At 76.2% G+C, this 17,799-nt stretch carries 13 protein-coding genes; 2 read left to right on the plus strand and 11 right to left on the minus strand.

Annotated features, from left to right (window positions below):
- Positions 1 to 68 precede the first annotated feature (68 nt).
- Entirely contained in the window at positions 69 to 476 is a 408-nt protein-coding gene (locus tag Q5530_RS11970) for a cobalamin B12-binding domain-containing protein (RefSeq protein WP_415362242.1), read from the plus strand.
- Here Q5530_RS11970 and Q5530_RS11975 read toward each other — a convergent pair.
- The 5 genes from Q5530_RS11975 to Q5530_RS11995 form a co-directional block, all read right to left on the minus strand.
- Entirely contained in the window at positions 466 to 1,212 is a 747-nt protein-coding gene (locus Q5530_RS11975) for a thioesterase II family protein (RefSeq protein ID WP_415362243.1), read from the minus strand. The genes Q5530_RS11970 and Q5530_RS11975 overlap by 11 nt on opposite strands.
- Positions 1,209 to 4,385, minus strand: coding sequence for a type I polyketide synthase (locus Q5530_RS11980; protein WP_415362244.1), 3,177 nt, complete (start codon positions 4,383 to 4,385; stop codon positions 1,209 to 1,211). The genes Q5530_RS11975 and Q5530_RS11980 overlap by 4 nt, the downstream gene beginning before the upstream one ends.
- The gene (locus Q5530_RS11985) at positions 4,382 to 6,241 is read right to left on the minus strand and encodes a non-ribosomal peptide synthetase (RefSeq protein WP_415362245.1); all 1,860 of its coding nucleotides are present in this window, start codon (positions 6,239 to 6,241) and stop codon (positions 4,382 to 4,384) included. The genes Q5530_RS11980 and Q5530_RS11985 overlap by 4 nt, the downstream gene beginning before the upstream one ends.
- 21 nt (positions 6,242 to 6,262) lie before the next feature.
- Positions 6,263 to 7,849: an MFS transporter gene (locus Q5530_RS11990; protein ID WP_415362246.1), complete on the minus strand. Its 1,587-nt coding sequence runs from the start codon at positions 7,847 to 7,849 to the stop codon at positions 6,263 to 6,265.
- Positions 7,850 to 7,935: 86 nt separating this feature from the next.
- Positions 7,936 to 8,514: a helix-turn-helix domain-containing protein gene (locus tag Q5530_RS11995; protein ID WP_415362247.1), complete on the minus strand. Its 579-nt coding sequence runs from the start codon at positions 8,512 to 8,514 to the stop codon at positions 7,936 to 7,938.
- A gap of 55 nt (positions 8,515 to 8,569) precedes the next feature.
- Here Q5530_RS11995 and def point away from each other — a divergent pair, with 55 nt between their 5' ends.
- Positions 8,570 to 9,127 carry a peptide deformylase gene (gene def, locus Q5530_RS12000; RefSeq protein WP_415362248.1) on the plus strand — a complete coding sequence of 186 codons (558 nt, stop codon included), beginning with the start codon at positions 8,570 to 8,572 and terminating at the stop codon, positions 9,125 to 9,127.
- 24 nt (positions 9,128 to 9,151) lie between these two features.
- Here the strand turns inward: def and ccrA are convergent, their stop codons facing one another.
- From ccrA to Q5530_RS12030, 6 genes are read right to left on the minus strand one after another with little or no spacing between them, the layout of a single operon-like run.
- Entirely contained in the window at positions 9,152 to 10,489 is a 1,338-nt protein-coding gene (gene ccrA, locus Q5530_RS12005) for a crotonyl-CoA carboxylase/reductase (RefSeq protein ID WP_415362249.1), read from the minus strand.
- Positions 10,490 to 10,504: 15 nt separating this feature from the next.
- On the minus strand, positions 10,505 to 12,298 hold the full coding sequence (locus tag Q5530_RS12010) for a condensation domain-containing protein (protein ID WP_415362250.1): 1,794 nt from the start codon (positions 12,296 to 12,298) through the stop codon (positions 10,505 to 10,507).
- Positions 12,295 to 14,142, minus strand: coding sequence for an AMP-binding protein (locus Q5530_RS12015; RefSeq protein ID WP_415362251.1), 1,848 nt, complete (start codon positions 14,140 to 14,142; stop codon positions 12,295 to 12,297). Before Q5530_RS12015 ends, Q5530_RS12010 begins: the two co-directional genes overlap by 4 nt.
- Positions 14,139 to 15,437 carry a condensation domain-containing protein gene (locus Q5530_RS12020; RefSeq protein ID WP_415362252.1) on the minus strand — a complete coding sequence of 433 codons (1,299 nt, stop codon included), beginning with the start codon at positions 15,435 to 15,437 and terminating at the stop codon, positions 14,139 to 14,141. Before Q5530_RS12020 ends, Q5530_RS12015 begins: the two co-directional genes overlap by 4 nt.
- On the minus strand, positions 15,431 to 17,089 hold the full coding sequence (locus tag Q5530_RS12025) for an acyl-CoA dehydrogenase family protein (RefSeq protein WP_415362253.1): 1,659 nt from the start codon (positions 17,087 to 17,089) through the stop codon (positions 15,431 to 15,433). Before Q5530_RS12025 ends, Q5530_RS12020 begins: the two co-directional genes overlap by 7 nt.
- Positions 17,086 to 17,775: a helix-turn-helix domain-containing protein gene (locus Q5530_RS12030; RefSeq protein ID WP_415362254.1), complete on the minus strand. Its 690-nt coding sequence runs from the start codon at positions 17,773 to 17,775 to the stop codon at positions 17,086 to 17,088. Before Q5530_RS12030 ends, Q5530_RS12025 begins: the two co-directional genes overlap by 4 nt.
- Between the last annotated feature and the right edge of the window lie 24 nt (positions 17,776 to 17,799).

A 17,799-nucleotide genomic window follows, 5' to 3' on the forward strand; every position in this document is an offset into this window, starting at 1 on the left:
GCGGTGTTCTCGCGGCCGGTGTCCGGGTAGCCTGAAAACGTTGCGCGTCAACGGGAACGGGGGTCTTCATGATACGGGTGGTCATCGGCAAACCCGGTTTGGACGGGCACGACCGGGGTGCCAAGGTGGTGGCGCGGGCGTTGCGCGACGCCGGTGTCGAGGTCGTCTACACCGGCCTGCACGTCACCGCCGAGCAGATCGTGCGCACGGCGGTGCAGGAGGACGCCGACGGCATCGGGCTGTCCGTGCTGTCGGGCGCCCACCTCGTCCTGTTCCCGCGCGTGGTCGAGCTGCTCGCGCGGGAGGGCGCCTCGGACGTCGTCGTGTTCGGCGGCGGGATCATCCCCGAGGAGGACATCCCGGTGCTGCGCGCGGCGGGCGTGGCCGAGGTGTTCACCCCGGGCACGCCCGTCGACGCCATCGTGGACTGGGTGCGCGCGACCTTCTCCGAGGACCGCAGGCACGTCACCGCGTAGCGGCCCGGGACGCGCTCGTCCGCAGGAACGACAACACCTCCTCGCGGCCGGGCGCGTCCCGCAGGTAGAAGTGGCCGCCCGGCAGCACGGTCAGCTCGCACCCCGCGGTGGTGTGCCGCGCCCAGTCAGCGAGGCGGTCCTCGGCGATGTCGTCGTCCCGCCCGCCGAACACGCGCAGCGGCACGTCCAGCGGCGGCCGGGGCGAGTAGCGGTAGGTCTCGTAGACCTCGAAGTCCGCCCGGTAGGCGGGCAGCACCATGGCCAGCAGGTCTCGATCGCCCGCCACCTGCGCCATCCCGCCGCCGTAGGACCCGTCGATGAACGAGATCAGCTCCTCCTCCGGCAGGTGGTGCACCGCCTCGCGGCGCGGGCCGTGGTGCGGCGCGGGGATCGCCGACACCACCAGCAGGTCGGGCAGCGGCCTCCCCCGCTCGCGCAGCTCCAGCGCCACCTCGTGCGCGACCAGCGCGCCCAGGCTGTGCCCGAAGAACGCGAACGGCGGCCGGAAGTCCACGTGCTCGACCACCGCGGCCACCAGCTCCGCCATGGAGGTCAGCGGTTCCTCGGCGAAGCGCGAGCCGTGGCCGGGCAGCTGGACGCCCAGCACCTCGACGTCGGGCAGCTCGTCGGCCCACCGGACGAACTCGCCCGGTGAGCCGCCGCTGTGGGGGAAGGCGTAGAGCCGCAGGGCCGCGTCGGGCCGGGGCAGGCGGCGGACCGTCCACTTCGGAGTCATGAGTTCCCTCCCGCGGCGCGGGCCGCGGTCGTCCGGCCGCGCAGCAGCGCGGTGAGCTGGGTCGGGGTGGGCGCGGTGAAGATCTCCTTGGCCGACACGGGGACCTCGAACCGCTCGCGCAGCCACTTCGCCAGCTGGGTGGCCAGCAGCGAGTCGCCGCCCAGGTCGAAGAAGCCGTCGTGCGGGTCGACCTCGGGGAGGCCGAGCAGGTCGCGGAACGCGGCCACCACGGCGGACCGCACCGGGTCCTCGTCGGCGCCGGTCGCGGGCGTGCCTGCGGGGGTGGTGCCGGCTGTGGTTGCGCCGGCTGTGGTGGCGCCGGTCGTGGTCGTGGTGGCGCCGTTCGTGATCACGCCGGTCGTGGTCGCCTCCCCCCGCTCGATCCGCACGCGCGCGGCGGGCTCGTCGGCACGCGCCCGCGCCGGCTCGACCAGGAACGCCGTGTGCTCGAACGGGTACAGCGGCAGCGCGGTACGGCGACGGGGCGCGTCGTGCAGGCGCGCGAAGTCCACCGGGACGCCCGCCGACCACAGCCGCCCGGCGGCGGTCAGCACACTGATCCGGTCGGGCGTGCCCTCGGCCGCGTGCGGCAGGGAGTTCACCGCCACGTGCCGCGCCGACCAGGCGGGGTGCCGGCGGGCCAGGGCGGTGAGCGTGGTGCCCGGACCGACCTCCAGCAGCACCGAGTCCCGGTCGGCCAGCAGGACCTCCAGCGCGTCGCCGAACCGGACGGGCCGGCGCAGGTGCGCGGTCCAGTAGTCCGGGTCGCACGCCTCGGCGTCGGTCAGCACCCGGCCGGTCGAGTCGGACACGACCGGCGTGGTCGGCGGGGACAGCCGGACGCCCGCCACGAGCTCGCGGAACCGGTCGGTGATCGGGTCCACCAGCGACGAGTGGCCGGCGGTCGCGATGCGCAGCACGCGCGCGTCGAACCCCCGCTCCCGCAACTGCTCGGCGAACCGCTCGACCAGCTCGGCGGGCCCGGTCGCGGTGCACTGGTCGGGTCCGTTGACCGCGCCCAGGTCCAGCCCGGGGGGCAGCAGCTCGCGCACCCGCTCCTCGGGCAGCCGGACGGCCGCCATGCGCCCCTCGGGCAGGCCCTGGAGCAGCCGCCCGCGCTCCGCGACCAGCGCGGCGGCCTCGTCGACCGCCATCACCCCGGCCACGCAGGCGGCGGCGAACGCGCCCAGGCTGTGCCCGACCACCCGCGCCGGCCGCACGCCCCAGCTCTCCCACAGCTTCGCCAGCGCGTACTCGACGGCGAAGACGGCGGGCTGGCCGAAGCGGATGGTGTCCAGCGAGGCGACCGCCGCGTCCCGCCCGGCCGGGTCGGGCCGCAGGACCGAGGCGAGGTCCAGGCCGCTGTGCCGGGCGCACTCGTCGAATGCGGCCCGGAACACCGGCTCGTGGTGGTGCAGCTGGGCGGCCATGCCGACGTGCTGCCCGCCCTGGCCGGGGAAGGTGAACACGACCGGCTTGTCCTCCGCCTTCGCGGTGGACGGCACCACGCGGTCGTGCTCGCCGGAGCGCAGCACCCGGGCCGCCTCGGCGGCGGACTCCGCGACGACGAACCGGCGGTGCGGCCACGCCCGGCGGCCCAGCTGGGAGGTCCACGCGAGGTCGGCCAACCCGGTGTCGGCCAACCCGGTGTCTGCGGGGTCCGTGGTGGCCGGGGCAGCAGTGGCCGGGGCAGCGCCGGCCGAAGCAGCCGCGTCGAGCCGGTCCGCCGTGCGGCGGGCCAGTTCGTCGAGCGCGGCCGGTGTGCGCGCGGACAGCACCACGAGGTGGCCCGGCCGCTCCGGCGCGGGCGGCGCGACGACCTCGGGCGGCTGCTCGACCACCGCGTGCGCGTTCGTGCCGCCGATGCCCAGGGCGTTGACCCCGGCCCGGCGCGGACCGCCCGCCGGCCACGGCCCCGCCCCGGTCCGCACCTCGAACGGCGACGAGGCGAAGTCGATCTGCGGGTTGGGCGTGGTGAAGTGCAGGCTCGGCGGCAGCACGCCGTCTCGCACCGCCAGCACCGCCTTGATGAAGCCCGCCACGCCCGCCGCCGCGTCGGTGTGCCCGATGTTGGTCTTGAGCGAACCCAGCGCGCAGAACCCGGTGCGGTCGGTGTCGGCGCGGAACGCCCTGGTCAGCGCCAGCACCTCGATCGGGTCGCCGAGCGGGGTGCCGGTGCCGTGCGCCTCGACGTAACCCACCGAACCGGCGTCGACCTCGGCCGAGTCGAGCGCGGCCCGGATCGCCCGGACCTGGCCCGCGACGCCCGGCGCGGTGAAGCCGATCTTGTCGCCGCCGTCGTTGGCCACGCCGGTGCCGCGCAGCACGGCGTGCACGCGGTCGCCGTCGGCCAGCGCGTCGGCCAGCGGCTTGAGCACCACCAGCGCCGCGGCACTCCCGCCGACGGTGCCGGTGGCGTCGGCGTCGAACGCCCGGGTGTGCCCGTCCGCGGCGAGGATGCCGCCCTCCACGTAGGTCCCGGCGGGGGGCGGCACGTGCACGGTCGCGCCGCCGGCCAGGGCGATGTCGCAGTCACCCGCCAGCAGCGCCTGCGCGGCCACGTGGATGGCCACCAGCGAGGTCGAGCAGGCGCTCTGCACCGTGCACACCGGACCGCGCAGGCCCAGCTTGTGCGCCACGCGGGTGGTGAGGAAGTCGGGCGCGGTCGCCATGCGCAGCTGCCAGGCGTCGACCATCGGCAGCTCGGCGCGGGCCGCCTGGAGGGCGGCCAGGTAGCCGGTGGTGCCGCCGCCGGCGAACAGGCCGATCGCGCCGCCGTACGCGGCCGGGTCGTAGCCCGCGTCCTCCAGCGCGTGGTGCGCGCACTCCAGGAACACGCGGTGCTGCGGGTCGGTGATCAGGGCTTCGCGCGGGGTGAGGCCGAAGAACCCGGCGTCGAAGCCCGCCGCGCCCTCCAGCACGCCGTACCCGCCGGTCCGGCCCTCCTCGTCCACGGTCCGGGTGACCGAGTCGACGCCGGCGAGGACGTTGCGCCACAGCGCGTCGACGTCCGGCGCGCCGGGGAACCGGCCCGCCATGCCGATGACGGCGATCTGGTAGCCGGTGTCGTCGAACCCGGAACCGTCAAGCCCGGCCCCGTCAAGCCCGGAACCGTCAAGCCCGGAACCGTCGAACCCGGCGTCGTGGCCGGCCTGGTCGTGTGCGGCGCTCACCGCTGTGCCCCTTCCGCGTTCGTGGTCCCCCGCCTCTGCGCCCGCAGCCTGCGCAACCGGTCCCGGCCGCTGCTGCGGAACGACGCCGAGGCCAGTTCGACGGGCTCGGCCCGCGCCTCCTCGACCCCGGCCCCACCCCGGCGCAGCCGGTCGGCCAGGCCGCGCACGGTGTGGTGCTCGAACAGCTCCACCAGCTCCACCGCGTACCCCAGCTCACCGGTCAACCGCCGGTGCACGTCGGCCAGCAGCAGCGAGTGGCCGCCGAGGTCGAAGAAGCTGTCGTCGCGGCCGATCACGTCCAGGGACAGCACCTGCCGCCACACGCCCACCACCGCGGCCTCCACCTCGTCCAGCCCCGTCGCACCCGCCGCGGACCCCGGCGCGGCCGGTTCGGGCAGCGCCGCGCGGTCGACCTTGCCGTTGGCCGACAGCGGCAGCGCGGGCAGCGCCACCACGTGCCGGGGCAGCATGAACGCGGGCAGCCGCTCCGCCAGGTGCTCCCCCAGGTCGGCGGGCGCCGCACCGCCCGACCCGGTCACCACGTAGGCGACCAGGTGGGCGTCGGGGGTCTCGCGGTGTCGCACCGAGACGTGGGCGGCCACGACGTCCGGGTGCTCCTCGACGACCGCGCGCAGCTCGTCGGGCTCGATCCGGTTGCCGCGGATCTTGACCTGGTCGTCGGTGCGGCCGATGAAGTCGTACTCGCCGTCGGGCCGCAGCCGCACCAGGTCGCCGGTGCGGTACCGCCGCCCGCCGGCGTCGTCGGTGGTGAACCGCTCGGCGGTGAGGTCCGGCCGGCGGAAGTACCCGCGGGCCACGCCGGGGCCGCCGATGTGCAGCTCGCCGACCTCGCCCGGGGGCACGGGGCGCAGCTCCGCGTCCAGGACGTGCAGCTCGGCCTCCGCCACGGGCCCGCCGATCGGCGGCAGGCCGTCGCCGTCGGGGGTGACCAGGCCGCCGGTGGTGAACACCGTGGCCTCGGTCGGCCCGTAGATGTTGACCACCCGGAACGGCTGGCCGGGCGCCGGCCTGGCGGTCAGGCGCTCGCCGCCCACCATGAGGGTGCGCAGCGCCCCGTCCGCCGGCCACGACATGCCCAGCAGCGGCGTGCCGATGGCCACCGTCAGGAACAGCGTCTTGACCCGTTCGGCCACCAACCAGTTCCGCAGCAGCTCCGGGGTGAGCACGGTCGGGATGTCCGCGACCGTGATCGTCGCGCCCGAGGTCAGCGCGGGCCAGGTGTCGAACACCGCGGCGTCGAAGCCCGGTGAGGCGACCATGGCGACCCGGTCGCCGGGTCCCAGGTCGTGCGCGTCGACCTGGGACCCGGCGAACACGGCGAGGGCGTGGTGGTCGATCATCACGCCCTTGGGCTCGCCGGTGGAGCCGGAGGTGTAGATGACGTACGCCAACCGGTCCGGCGGGTACTCCGCCGGCCCCTCGAACGGCCCGTCCAACGGCACGTCTGCGGCCGCGGCGGGGTCGAGCACCTCGACCCCGTCCGCGCGCCACCGCCCGGCCTCGTCGGGCGAGGTCACCAGGGGGACCCCGGACCCGGCGAGCCGCAGCACGGCCGCCGCGCGGCCGTGCGGGTGCGCCGGGTCCATCGGCAGGTAGGCCGCGCCCGCGAGCGCGACGCCCAGCACCGCGGCGACCTGGTCCGCCCCGCGCGGCAGGCGGACCGCGACGACGTCCTCGGGTCCCGTGCCGCGGCGGCGGAGCAGGCCGGCCAACCGACCCGCCCGCGCCGCCAGCTCGCCGTAGGTGACCTCGACCCCGCCCTCCCGGACGGCGACCCGCCGCGGGTGGTCGGACGCCTGCCGCCAGAACGCGGTGACGACCGGCTGTGCTGCCATCTGCCCCCCAGTGCTCGGAATTCAGGTTGAACGTGATGACGGTGCGTCGGACCCGACCGCCGGTTCGGCGGTCTGCCCACCGGCCGCGGCCGGGTCCCCGAACGCCTTGCGGGGCATCCCCCACAGGGTCGGTGCGATCGCCGCGATCGTCACCAGGCCGGCGACGAGGAACGCGACGTTCAGGCCGCTCGCCGAGGCCGCGCGGGCGACGTCGGCGAGCACGTCCGCGGCGACCGGGGCGTCACCGGGCACGCGGCCCTCGGAGAGCTGCTCGGTGACGCGGCCCAGTTCCCCGCCCAGCGGCTGCGCGGCGAGCCGGTCCCGCAGGTCGTCGAGGAAGGTGGAGACCTGGGCCGCGCCGATCGCGGCGATGCCCACCACGGTGCCGAACTGGAGGCCGGTCTCGACCGTGCCGGAGGCCGTGCCCGCCCGCTCCGGCGGCACGGAGCCCAGCGCCACGGTGTTGACCGGCGGCAGGGTCAGGCCCCAGCCGATGCCGATCAGCCCGACGGCCCACCAGATGCCGCCGTAGCCGGTGTCCGCGTCGGTGAACCACAGCGCGGCCAGGCCGACGCCGCCGACGGCCAGGCCCACGGACACGATCTGGGCCGCGCCGTACCTGGCCATGAGCTTGCCCGCGATGGGCGCGGCCAGCACGAGCATGACCGCGGCGGGCAGGAACCCGATGCCGGCCTTGAACGGGCTGTACCCGAACGCCTGCTGGAGCAGCTGCGACAGGAAGAAGAACGACGAGGACAGGCCGAAGCCGAGCACGAACGCCACGATCGTGGACGCGGTGAACGGCTTGGAGGAGAACAGCGACAGCGGCATCATCGCGTGCTCGCTGCGCCGCTCCACGGCGATGAACGCGACCAGCGCCAGCACGGCGACCGCGAACGAGCCGAGGATGACCGGCGAGCCGAAGCCGACCACGACGCCCTCGATGATGCCGTAGGCCAGCGCGAGCGCGCCCAGCGAGCCCAGCAGCAGGCCGGGCAGGTCCAGCCGCCGACCCTCGGCCGGCGCGATCGAGTCCACCGTGAACACGACCAGGACGATCGCGGCGATGCCGAGGGGGACGTTGATCTGGAACAGGATGCGCCAGTCGAAGGTGGCGACGAGCCAGCCGCCCGCCACCGGGCCGAAGGCGATCGCCGCGCCGCTGAGCGCGCTCCAGATGCCCAGCAGCTTGGCGCGCGCGGCGTCGCCGCCGGCGAGCAGCGAGATCAGCGCCATGGCGGCGGGCACCAGCATGGCCGCGCCGACGCCCTGGAGGGCGCGGCCGGCGATGAGCACGCCCGCGCTGTCCGCCAGGCCGCACACGGCGGAGCCGACGATGAAGAGGGAGGTGCTGGCGAGCAGGCCGGTGCGGTGCCCGAGGCGGTCGCTGACGGCGCCGCCGGTCAGCACCAACCCGGCGAACGCCAGGGTGTAGGCGTCGAACATCCACTGGAGGCTGGTGAGCGACGCCGACAGGTCGGTGCGGATCACCGGTAAGGCGACCGCGCTGATGGTCAGGTCGAGCATCGCGATCAGGGACGTGGCGAACACCGTGAACAGGGCGACGCGCCGGCGCGTGCCCACGACCGGGGCCGCGGGGGTAGACATGACTGGGACTCCCTCATCGGGTAGCGGGGGTCGAACGGACGGGGGCGCCCCGCCCGGTCGGACCCGAGCAGGCCGCCGGGAGTGGATCAGTCGTGCTGGGGACCGGCGTCGTCGGCGGACCCCGGGTCGAGCATCGGGAACAGCCGCGTCACGACCGCGACCGGCTCGGAGCCGGTCGGGCGTGCCGAGGGGTCGTCCTCCCGGTGGCGGAACAGCGCGATCAACGACCGCACCGCGTCGCCCAGGGCGGCCATCTCCTCGGGGGTGAGGTAGACGACCTGGCTGAACGCCTCGTCCCGCCGCCAGTGCGCGGGCACCTCCTCGCGCCGGTCCAGCCAGCGCTGGTAGCTCTCGTCCTCCAGCGCGCGGTTGAGCCCGCCGAGGTCGGGGTGCGCCGGGCGTTCGGCGGCCGGTCGGGGTCGGGGCGCCCTGCGGTGCCCCCGTCCCGCACCGCGCGCCAGCCGCCACGGCCTGGCCCGCCCGGTGACCCCCGGGACGTCCTCGACCAGGCCCTGCTCGGCCAGCTTGCGGAGGTGGAACGAGTAGAGCCCGGTGTTGCCGCCCAGTTCGCGCGCGGCCTGCGCCGAGGTCAGCTCGGCGCGCGTGCGCAACAGCTCCAGCAGCGCCTCGCGCACCGGGTGCTCGTCCCGCCTCGACTCGTCCACTTTGCAAACAGTAGGAGTTTGCAAACTCAACGTCAACAGCCCTACCCTCGACGCCATGACCGTGCTGCCCGTGCGCCTGTTCGGCGACCCCGTGCTGACCCAGCCCGCCGCCCAGGTCACCGACTTCGACCAGGAACTGCGCCGCCTCGTCCGCGACCTGCACGACACGCTGGACGACCAGCGGGGCGCCGGGCTGGCCGCGCCGCAGCTGGGCATCAGCAGGCGCGTGTTCGTCTACCACCTCGAGGGGATCAAGGGCCACCTGGTCAACCCGACCCTGAGCTTCCCCGACGAGGAGGAGCAGGACGGCCCCGAGGGCTGCCTGTCCATGCCCGGCCTGTACTTCGACACCAAGCGCCGGCTGAACGTCGTCGCCAAGGGGTACACCGCGCACGGCGACCCGGTGCAGGTCGTCGGCTCCGGCTACCTGGCGCGCTGCCTCCAGCACGAGACCGACCACCTCGACGGGGTGCTGTTCATCGACCGGATGGATGCCCAGCGCCGCCGCGCCGCCCTCAAGGAGATCCTCGCGGCCGACTGGGCGGGTCGCCCGGCGCCGACCGTGAAGATCAACCCGCACGACTCCGGCGCGGGGATGTGGTTGCGCCGTTAGGCGCGGCGGCACGGGCACCACGGGTCAGCCCCGCGCGGTCGCGACGGCCCGCAGCGGGGCGACCGAGGTCTCCCCGATCCGCGCCCGCAGCTCCGGGTCGGTCACGCCCAGGCCGGCGTGCGGCGCGAGCCCCAGCACGGCGATCTTGCCGACGTGCCGGTTGGTCTGCACCAGGCGCGCGGCCTCCGCGCTCTCCTCCAGCGGGAACACCTCGTTGAGCGCCGACTGCACCCGGCCCAGCGCGACCAGGCGGTTGAACTCGGCCATCTCCTGGAGGTTCGCGCCGTGGCTGCCGATGACGCGCTTGAGCTTCATCCACAGGTAGCGGTTGTCGTACTCGTGCCGGTAGCCGGTGCTCGAACCGCAGGTCACCACGACGCCGCCGCGGCGCACGACGAACACCGAGATGCCGAACGTGGCCCGCCCGACGTGCTCGAAGACCACGTGCGGGTCCTCGCCCACCGCGCCGCGGATGGCCCGGCCCAGCCGCTTGCCCGCCTCCGCCTGGTCGGTCGAGCCGCCGAGCCCGATCTCCTCCCGGTTGATCACGACCTCGCAGCCGAGCCTGCGGGCGGCCTCCACCTTGGACTCGCCGCCGACGACGCCGACCGCGATGCCGCCGCCGTTGCGCACCAGCTGCGCCGCGTACGCGCCCAGACCGCCGGTCGCGCCCCAGATCAGCACGACGTCGCCCTGCTTGATCTGCGCGCCGCGGTGGCTGACCAGCATCCGGTAGGCGGTGCCGCCGCACAGCAGGTTCGACGCGGCCTCCTCCCAGGTCAGGTGGGCGGGCTTGGGCAGCAGCTGGTTCGCGCGGGCCACCGCGTAGTGCGCCAGCGAGCCGAAGTTCGTCTCGAAGCCCCACGCGCGCTGGTCGGCGTCCAGCATCCCGTCGCTGTGCGTGGCCGGGTCCTGGTCGTCCACGTAGGACGCCGACACCACGACGTGGTCGCCGACCTTCCAGCGCCGCACCCCCGAGCCGACCCGGACCACGACGCCCGCCGCGTCCGAGCCGAGCACGTGGTGCGGCTGGTCGTGCCGCGCGGCCCAGCCGCCCTGCTTGCCGAAGTGGCGCAGGAACGCGAACGTGGGGACGGGCAGGAACATCGCCGACCACACGGTGTTGTAGTTCATCGCGCTGGACATCACCGCGATGAGCACCTCGTCGGGCGCCAGCTCCGGCATCGGCACCCGGCCCAGGTGCAGGGACTTGCGCACGTCGCGCTCGTCCTGGTCCTGGCCGGCGAACATGTCCACGTCCTCGACGCGCAGGTGCACCGCCGGGTACTCCTCGGGCACCGGGATGCGGCCGAGCTCCTCGGGTCCGGCGCCTGCCAGTGCGGCCTCGGCGAGCGGGTCCATGGTTCCTCCTCCTGGTCAGGGCGTGGTCGTGAGGGCGATGCGGCCGGGCAGGTCGAACCCGTCCAGGTGGTCTCGCAGGTGGGCGCGCAGCTCCCCGACGCCGGGTGGCCGGGCCGGGTCGGCGGGCTCCACCTCGGCCACGGCGACGGGCCCGCGGCGACCGGTGTCCCGCACCTCCACCCGCGCGTCGCGCACCCCGGGGTGCGCCCGCAGCACGCGCGCCACCAGCGGCGCGTCGATGAAGCCGTGGTGCCGCAGCCACCGCGTCGCCCGGGGTCCGAGGTGCTCGACCGCGCCGTCCGGCCGCACGCGGGCCTCCTCGCCGGTGTCCGCCCAGGACCCGTCGGCGGGGTCGGACACGACCAGCGCGCCGGGCACGCCGACGTGGGCGGGCCCGCCGTCCGGGCCGAGCACGGCCAGCGCGCGACCCGACGTGGGCCGCAGCACCGGCGGGTCCAGCGGGTCGGCCGCGGGCACGGCGACCCAGGGGGCCGCCGGGCCCTCCTCCGCCGGCGCCGAGGGCACGCCGCGCGCCACCGGCGCGCCCGACGAGCGGGCCAGCGAGCGCACCGCCTCGTGGAAGTGGGCCGCGAACGCCTCCGCGCCCGCCGCGTCCATGGTCTGCGGCCGGTAGTCCAGCCGCACCAGGCCGCGCGGCCAGTCCGCCCGCACCTGGAGCGTCTTGTCGAACGTCGCCGAGGTGTTCGCGGTGAAGAAGTCCCAGCGCAGGTCCAGGCCCGGCACGTCCAGCCGCAGGCCCCGGGGCGGGCGCGGGAAGGACAGCCCGAACTGGGTCATCAGCCTGCGCGCGGACCGGTCCGGCACCTCCGCCAGCAGGCGGCGGAACGGCACGCGGCGGAACCGGCGCATCCGCGCCAGCGCCTCGTCCGCCTCCGCCAGCGCGGCCCCCGGCGCCCGGTCGGCGGCGCAGGGCAGCACCAGCGGCACGACGTTGACCTGCACGCCCGCGGTGCCCCGGGTGGTCTCGTCGCTGACGTCCGCGGCGATCGCCAGGACCGCCACGTCGTTGCCGTACCAGGCGAGCTGGCGGGCCAGCGCGGCCAGCAGCGCGGTGAAGGTCGACACGGAGGAGCCGGCGGCCAGCTCGCGCAGCGCCGCCACGTCCCGCTCCGCCAGCGGCGTGGTCGCGGTCGACCGCACCCCCGTCCGGCCGGGCTCGCGGCCGCCCTGCACCAGCAGCGGGCCGGTCACGCCGGGCAGCACCCGAGTCCAGAACGCGGCCGCCTCGGCGCACACCTCGTCGGGCGCGTCCGCCGGGTGGGCCGCGTCGAGCGGCGGGCCGAGCCCGTCCGGGTCGGTGAGCGCGCGGGCGAAGTCGGCGGCCACCACGAACTTGCTGCGGCCGTCGAACCCCGCGTGGTGGACCGAGAACACCACGGTCCGCCGGTCCGGCGCGTGCGCCAGCCCGTGGAACCGCACCGGTCCCTCGGCGGCCAGGTCCCAGCGCCTGCGGTTCTCGCCGGCCGCCATGAACGCCGCGGCGGCCTCCCGCTCCGCGCCGGCCTCGCACGGCACGGCCACCTCGTCGTAGGACAGGGCGTCGTCCGCGTCCAGCACCACCTGGCGCAGCTCGCCGTCGACGACGCGCAGCACCGACCGCAGCGGCTCGTGCCGGTGCAGCACGGCCAGCGCCGCGCGGCGCAGCCGGCCGGGGTCGAGCGGGCCGGTGACCGCGACCGCGAAGTAGCCGCTGCTGCTGGTGCCCGGGTCGTACTCCTGCTCGGCCCACAGCGCGGACTGGGCGGCGCTGACCGGCCGGTGGAGCACCCGGTCCCCGAGCGCGGTCACGACCGCACCGCCGCGCGGTGCCGGCGGGCGCGCACGGCCTCGGCCAGCAGGCCGGCCAGCGCCACCCGGTCGACCTTGCCGCTGGGCGTGCGCGGGAACGCGTCCAGCACGGTGATCGAGACCGGCACCGCCACCTCGGGCAGCACCTCGCGCAGCCGCGCGGTGACGGCGTCGGTGTCCAGCCCGGTCCCGCCGCCGGCGAGCACGACCGCGGAGCGCAGCGTGCGGTGCCCGGAGGCGCTCTCCACCACCACGGTCACCGCCCCGTCCACGCCCGGCTCGGCGAGCAGGTGCGCGTCCACCTCCAGCGGGTCCACCCGGATGCCGCGCAGCTTGACCTCGTCGTCGTTGCGGGTCAGGAAGCGCAGCACGCCGTCGACCAGCTCGACCTTGTCCCCGGTGCGGAACGCCCTGGTGTGGCCGTGGGGGGTGCGCGGGACGTCGACGTAGCGGCGCGCGGTCAGCTCCGGCTGCCCCAGGTAGCCCGCCGACATCGGCCGGCCCGCGACCAGCAGCTCCCCCACGGTCGGCACGGCCGGGTCGTCGGGCAGCACCAGCGCCTCGCAGCCCGGCAGCGGCGTCCCGATCGGGGGCAGCGCGGGCCAGTCCGCGGGCGGGCCGGTGAGGACGTGCGCGGTGACCATGGCCGATTCGCTCTGGCCGTAGTGGTTGTTGAGCCGGCAGCCGGGCAGGCGCTCGAAGAACCGCCGGATGCGGGGCGTGCACACCAGCTGCTCCCCCGCGGTGTTCACCTCGACCAGCCGCAGCCGGGCCAGCAGCTCGTCGGTCGCCGCGATGGTCAGCATCTGGAGCGCCAGGTTCGGCAGGAACACCCGCTGGACGCCGTGCTCGGCCAGCCACTCCAGCAGCTCGCCGGGCTCCCGGCGCAGCCGCTCCGGCACGACCGCGACCGTGCCGCCGCCCACCAGCGTGCCCAGCACCTCCTGGAACTGGACGTCGAAGTTCAGCGGCGCGAACTGGGCGGTGCGCAGGTCGGGCGCGATCGAGTGGTCGGCCTGCCAGCGGGCCATGGCGTCGATGCAGTGGTAGGACACCTCCACGCCCTTGGGCCAGCCGGTGGAGCCGGAGGTGTAGATCAGGTAGACGGCGCGCTCGGGCACCTGCTCCCGCGGCCACCGCACGTCGGTCTCGGGGTCGAAGCCGGCGGCGTCGAGCCCGGCGGCGTCCGGCTCCGGCGCGTCCGGGACGGTCGCGGTCACCGGGTGCCGCACCACGTCCCGGTCGGTCAGCAGCAGCGCGGGCGCCGAGTCGGTGACCATGTGCTCCAGCCGCCTGACCGGGTACTCCGGGTCCAGCGGCACGTAGGTCGCCTCGGCCAGCAGCACCCCCAGCAGCGCGACCACGGCCCGCGTCCCGCGCGGGTAGGCCACCGCGACCCGGTCGCCCGGCCGCACGCCGCGCTCCCGCAGCAGCTCGGCGGTGCGGTGCGCCCACGCGTACAGCCCGGCGTAGGTCAGGGCCGGTCCGTCGCCGACCAGCGCCAGGTCGTCGCGGCGCTCGCCGGCGGTGCGGCGCAGGGCGAGCGGCAGCCACTCGGCGTCGCTCTCCCCGCCCCACAGCCCGGCGTAGGCGGGCGCGGCGGGCTCGGCCTCCAATTCCTCGGCTGCCAGCTCCTCGGCCAGCTCGCCCACGGTCGGGTGGTCGAAGATCACCCGCAGGCCCACGGTCAGGCCCAGCCGGTCCCGGATGCCGGCCGCGATCCTGGTCGCGGTGATCGAGTCGCCGCCCAGGTCCACGAAGTTCTCGTCCTCGGCGATGCCGTCCACGCCCAGCGCCTGCTCCCACAGCGCGGTGAGCTCGGCGGCGATGTCGGTCGGGTTCATGCCAGCACCTCACGGATGGTTCGCAGCGCGGCGCCCGGGTCCGCGGTCCAGCGGCGGGCGGTCTCCTCGAAGGAGTCGCGGAAGAACTCCGCGCTGTCGGCGGTGAACAGGTCGGCGGAGGTCAGCAGGTGGCCGGTCGCGCCGGACCGGGTGAAGTCCAGGTGCAGCTCCACCTCGTACCTCGTGCGGGTCGGCGGCACCGGGTGCCACGCGGTGCGCGCGCCGGGGAACCGGGGCGGTTCGGCGGGCGCGTGCAGGTCGAACACGGACTGGGCCAGCCGCGCCCGGCGCGGGGTCGGCGGCAGGCCGGCGGCCGCCGCGATGCGGTCGAACGGCGCGTCGGCGTGGTCGGCCGCGTCCAGGACGGTCCGCCGCACCCGCCCGGTCAGCTCCCGCAGCGTGGTCGCGGGCGGGCAGGCGATCCGCACCGGCACCACGTTGACCAGGAACCCGACCAGGCGGTGGTCGGCCGGGTCCAGGCGACCGGCGACCGGGACCCCGACCACGGTCTCCGCCGCCGGCGGGTCGTCCGCGCCGGTGAGCACGGCCGCGAAGCAGCCCAGGAGCACCTGGAACGGCGTGGCGCGGGCCTGCCGGGCCACACCGGCGACGGCGGCGCACACCTCGGCGGGCAGCTCGACGCGCCGCGCGTGGGCGAGCCCGCCGCGCCGCGCGGGCGGCGGCAGGTCCGGCCGGGGACCGCTGAGCGCGGGCACGCCCGCCAGCTCGGCGCGCCAGTGCGCCAGCGCGGCCGTCGGCTCCGGTCGGGCCCGCCGCGCGTGGTCGGTGAAGCGCGGCGCCGGCGGCAGGTCCGGCTCCCGCCCGGCGGCCAGCGCCGGGTACAGCTCGGTCAGCTCGCGCACCAGCACCGCGAGCGACCAGCCGTCCACCGCGATGTGGTGGTAGGTGAAGACCAGGACGTGGTCCTCCGGCCCCGCGCGCAGCAGGGTGACCCGCACCGGCGGCTCGGCCCGCAGGTCGAACGGCCGGGCGCGCAGCTCGGCCACGCGCGCGTCCACGTCGTCGGCGTCCTCCGCCGAGACCACGTCGGGCGCCGCGTCGAGGATCACCTGCACCGGCTCGGGTCCCCGGTCGTCGAGCACGGTGCGCAGCGCCTCGTGCCGCTCGACGAGCCGGGCCACGCAGGCGCGCAGCACGTCCTCGCGCAGCGGCCCGGACACCCGGACCGCGGACTGCACCACGTACTCGCCGGGCGTGAGCCGCTCGGCCAGCCACAGGCGCGCCTGGCCGGGCGTCAGCGGCGCGGTGGTCGTCCCGGTCGTCCCGGTCACCACGACCGCTCCAGCAGCGAGGCCACGACCGCCGCGTGGTCCGCGCCCGACGGGCTCCGCAGCTGTCGGCGGGCCGCCGCGACCCGGTGCCAGGCGGCCTCGCAGAACACGTCGGCCAGGTCCTGCGACCCCGGCTCGCCCGCGGCGCGCGCGAGCACCAGCGCCGCGGTCACCAGCTCCTCGGCCAGCTCGCCGAGCAGGGACAGGGCGTGCCCGTCCGCCGTCGGTCCCGACCGGGGCCCGGCAGCGGCGGCCCGGCACGACTCCGCGAACGCGCGCGCCTGGCCGGTCAGCTCGACCCAGTGGGCGCGGTTGCGCCCGGACAGCCCGGCGGGCGGTTCGGCCGCGGGCGCGTCGGACAGCGCGTCGGGCGCGCCGAGGTCCGGGGCGAAGTAGGTCAGCGCGAAGTTCGCCGCCAGGCGCATCCGCAGCAGCACCTCGGTGCCGCCCGCGATGCGGGTGCCCCGGGCGTCCCGGAACAGCCGCTCGACCGGCGCGGGCACGGCGCCGCGCGCCGCCTTCCCCGCGGCGGTCTCGAAGCCCTCGCCCGCCATCAGCGTCAGGGTGCGCTCGGCCACCCGCCAGGCGGCCATCGACGTGATGTCCTTGGCCGCGACCTGCTCGGGCACCAGGTTGACCCGGCGGTCGCCCGCGTCGCCCAGCATCGCCCAGCGCGCCGCGGTCTCCAGCGCGTAGGTGTCGGCCGCGCACTCCGCGAGCATCCCGCGCACCTGCGGGTAGTCGGTGAGCACGACGCCGTCCACGCGCCGCCGGGTCAGGTACTCCGTCGCCCACCGCAGGCAGCCCCGGGCCACGGCCAGCGACGGCCCGGCGACCACGTGCACCCGGCCGCGGGCCAGCACGGCGGCCCGCTGCGCGGACAGCCAGGGGTCGTCGTCCTCGGGCAGCAGGCGCTCGGCGGGCACCGGCGCGGCGGCGAAGGCCAGCTCCCCGTTGGGGAAGCCCTTGAAGCCCATGAACTCCAGCCGGGACAGCACCTCGGTGCCCGCGTCGCGCGCGTCGACGAACAGGATCCGGTTGCGGCCCTCCAGGGTCGCGGTCACCGCGATCACCTCGGCGATCGGGCCGTTGCCGATGTAGAGCTTGTGGCCGTCCAGCACGTAGCCGCGGCCGTCGTAGGAGGGCCCGGCCTTCGTGGTCCGGCCCCGGTTCGACGCGCCCGCGGGCTCGGTGTCGGCCATCGCGGTGACCGCGCCGGCGGCCAGCCGCTCCTCCAGGAAGGCGCGCAGCGGGCCCTCGGGGGCGATCCGCAGGTAGGCGGGCGCGCCGATCCCGTTGTGGATGGCCAGCAGCAGGCCGGCCGGCACCGAGACCTCGGCCGCCGCGGTCACCAGCCGGAACACGTTGTACGCCGACAGGTCCCGGCCGCCGGCGGACACCGGCGCGCCGGGGTGCAGCAACCCGGCACGCGCCAGCGGGCCCACCAGGTCGTCGACCGGCTCGCCCTCGGCGGGCGCGCGGCCGTCGAACACCGACCGCAGGTCGTCGACCGCCTCGTCGCCCAGCTCGGCGTCCACCGGGTCCTGAGCCGGGAACGGGCACAGCAGGTCGGTGGGCACCCGGCCGTGCACCAGCTCCTCCAGGGCGCTGGGCACGCCGGGCACGGCGAGGGCGTTGCGGGGTCGCGGGGTCACCGGGCACCCCCGCCCTGCCACAGCACCAGCCGGCCGGCCAGCTCCCGGGCGGTGGTGGCCAGCTCGCGCAGCGGCGGCGCGCCGACCAGCAGCACCGGCCGCCGCGAGTCCTCGACGAGGCGGACGCAGAAGTCGGAGAACGCGCCGGGGCACGCGCCCCGGTACAGGCCGAACCACGAGGACCGGTTGGTCCAGGTCACCGACAGCGCCACGCCGTCGTGGTGCGGCAGGTTGGCGTACGAGCCGAGCGCGAGCCCCGACCGGGCGGCCTCGCGCAGCGCGCCGGCGTCGGACGGCACCTGGTCGGCCGGCGGCAGCAGCCGCTCGCCGACCAGGAACCGCGTCGTGGACGCCTGCGACAGCTCCACGCCGAACCGCTCCCGGCACACCTGGCGGACCATGGCCTTGGTCCACAGCTGCCTGCTGAACCCGGCCCTGACCGGCTCCAGCCCCAGCAGGAGGTTCCGCACCTCGTCGCGCTGCCCGGGTGAGAGCAGCGGCCGGCGGCCGGGCGCCTTGCGGTCGCACAGCGCCGCCTCGCCGTCCCGCCGGTAGGCGGCGGCCCAGCGGAACACCGCGGCCCGCGAGACCCCGTACCGCCGGGCCACGTCGTCGGGCCGCTCCCCGCCCAGCACCCGCCGCACCGCCTGGAGCCGCTGGGCCTGGGTCACCGCACCGCGTGCCACGACCCGCTCCCCACCACCGATCAC

Origin of the sequence: Saccharothrix sp. BKS2 (assembly GCF_047689505.1) — a bacterium.
GTDB lineage: Bacteria > Actinomycetota > Actinomycetes > Mycobacteriales > Pseudonocardiaceae > Actinosynnema > Actinosynnema lopnurensis.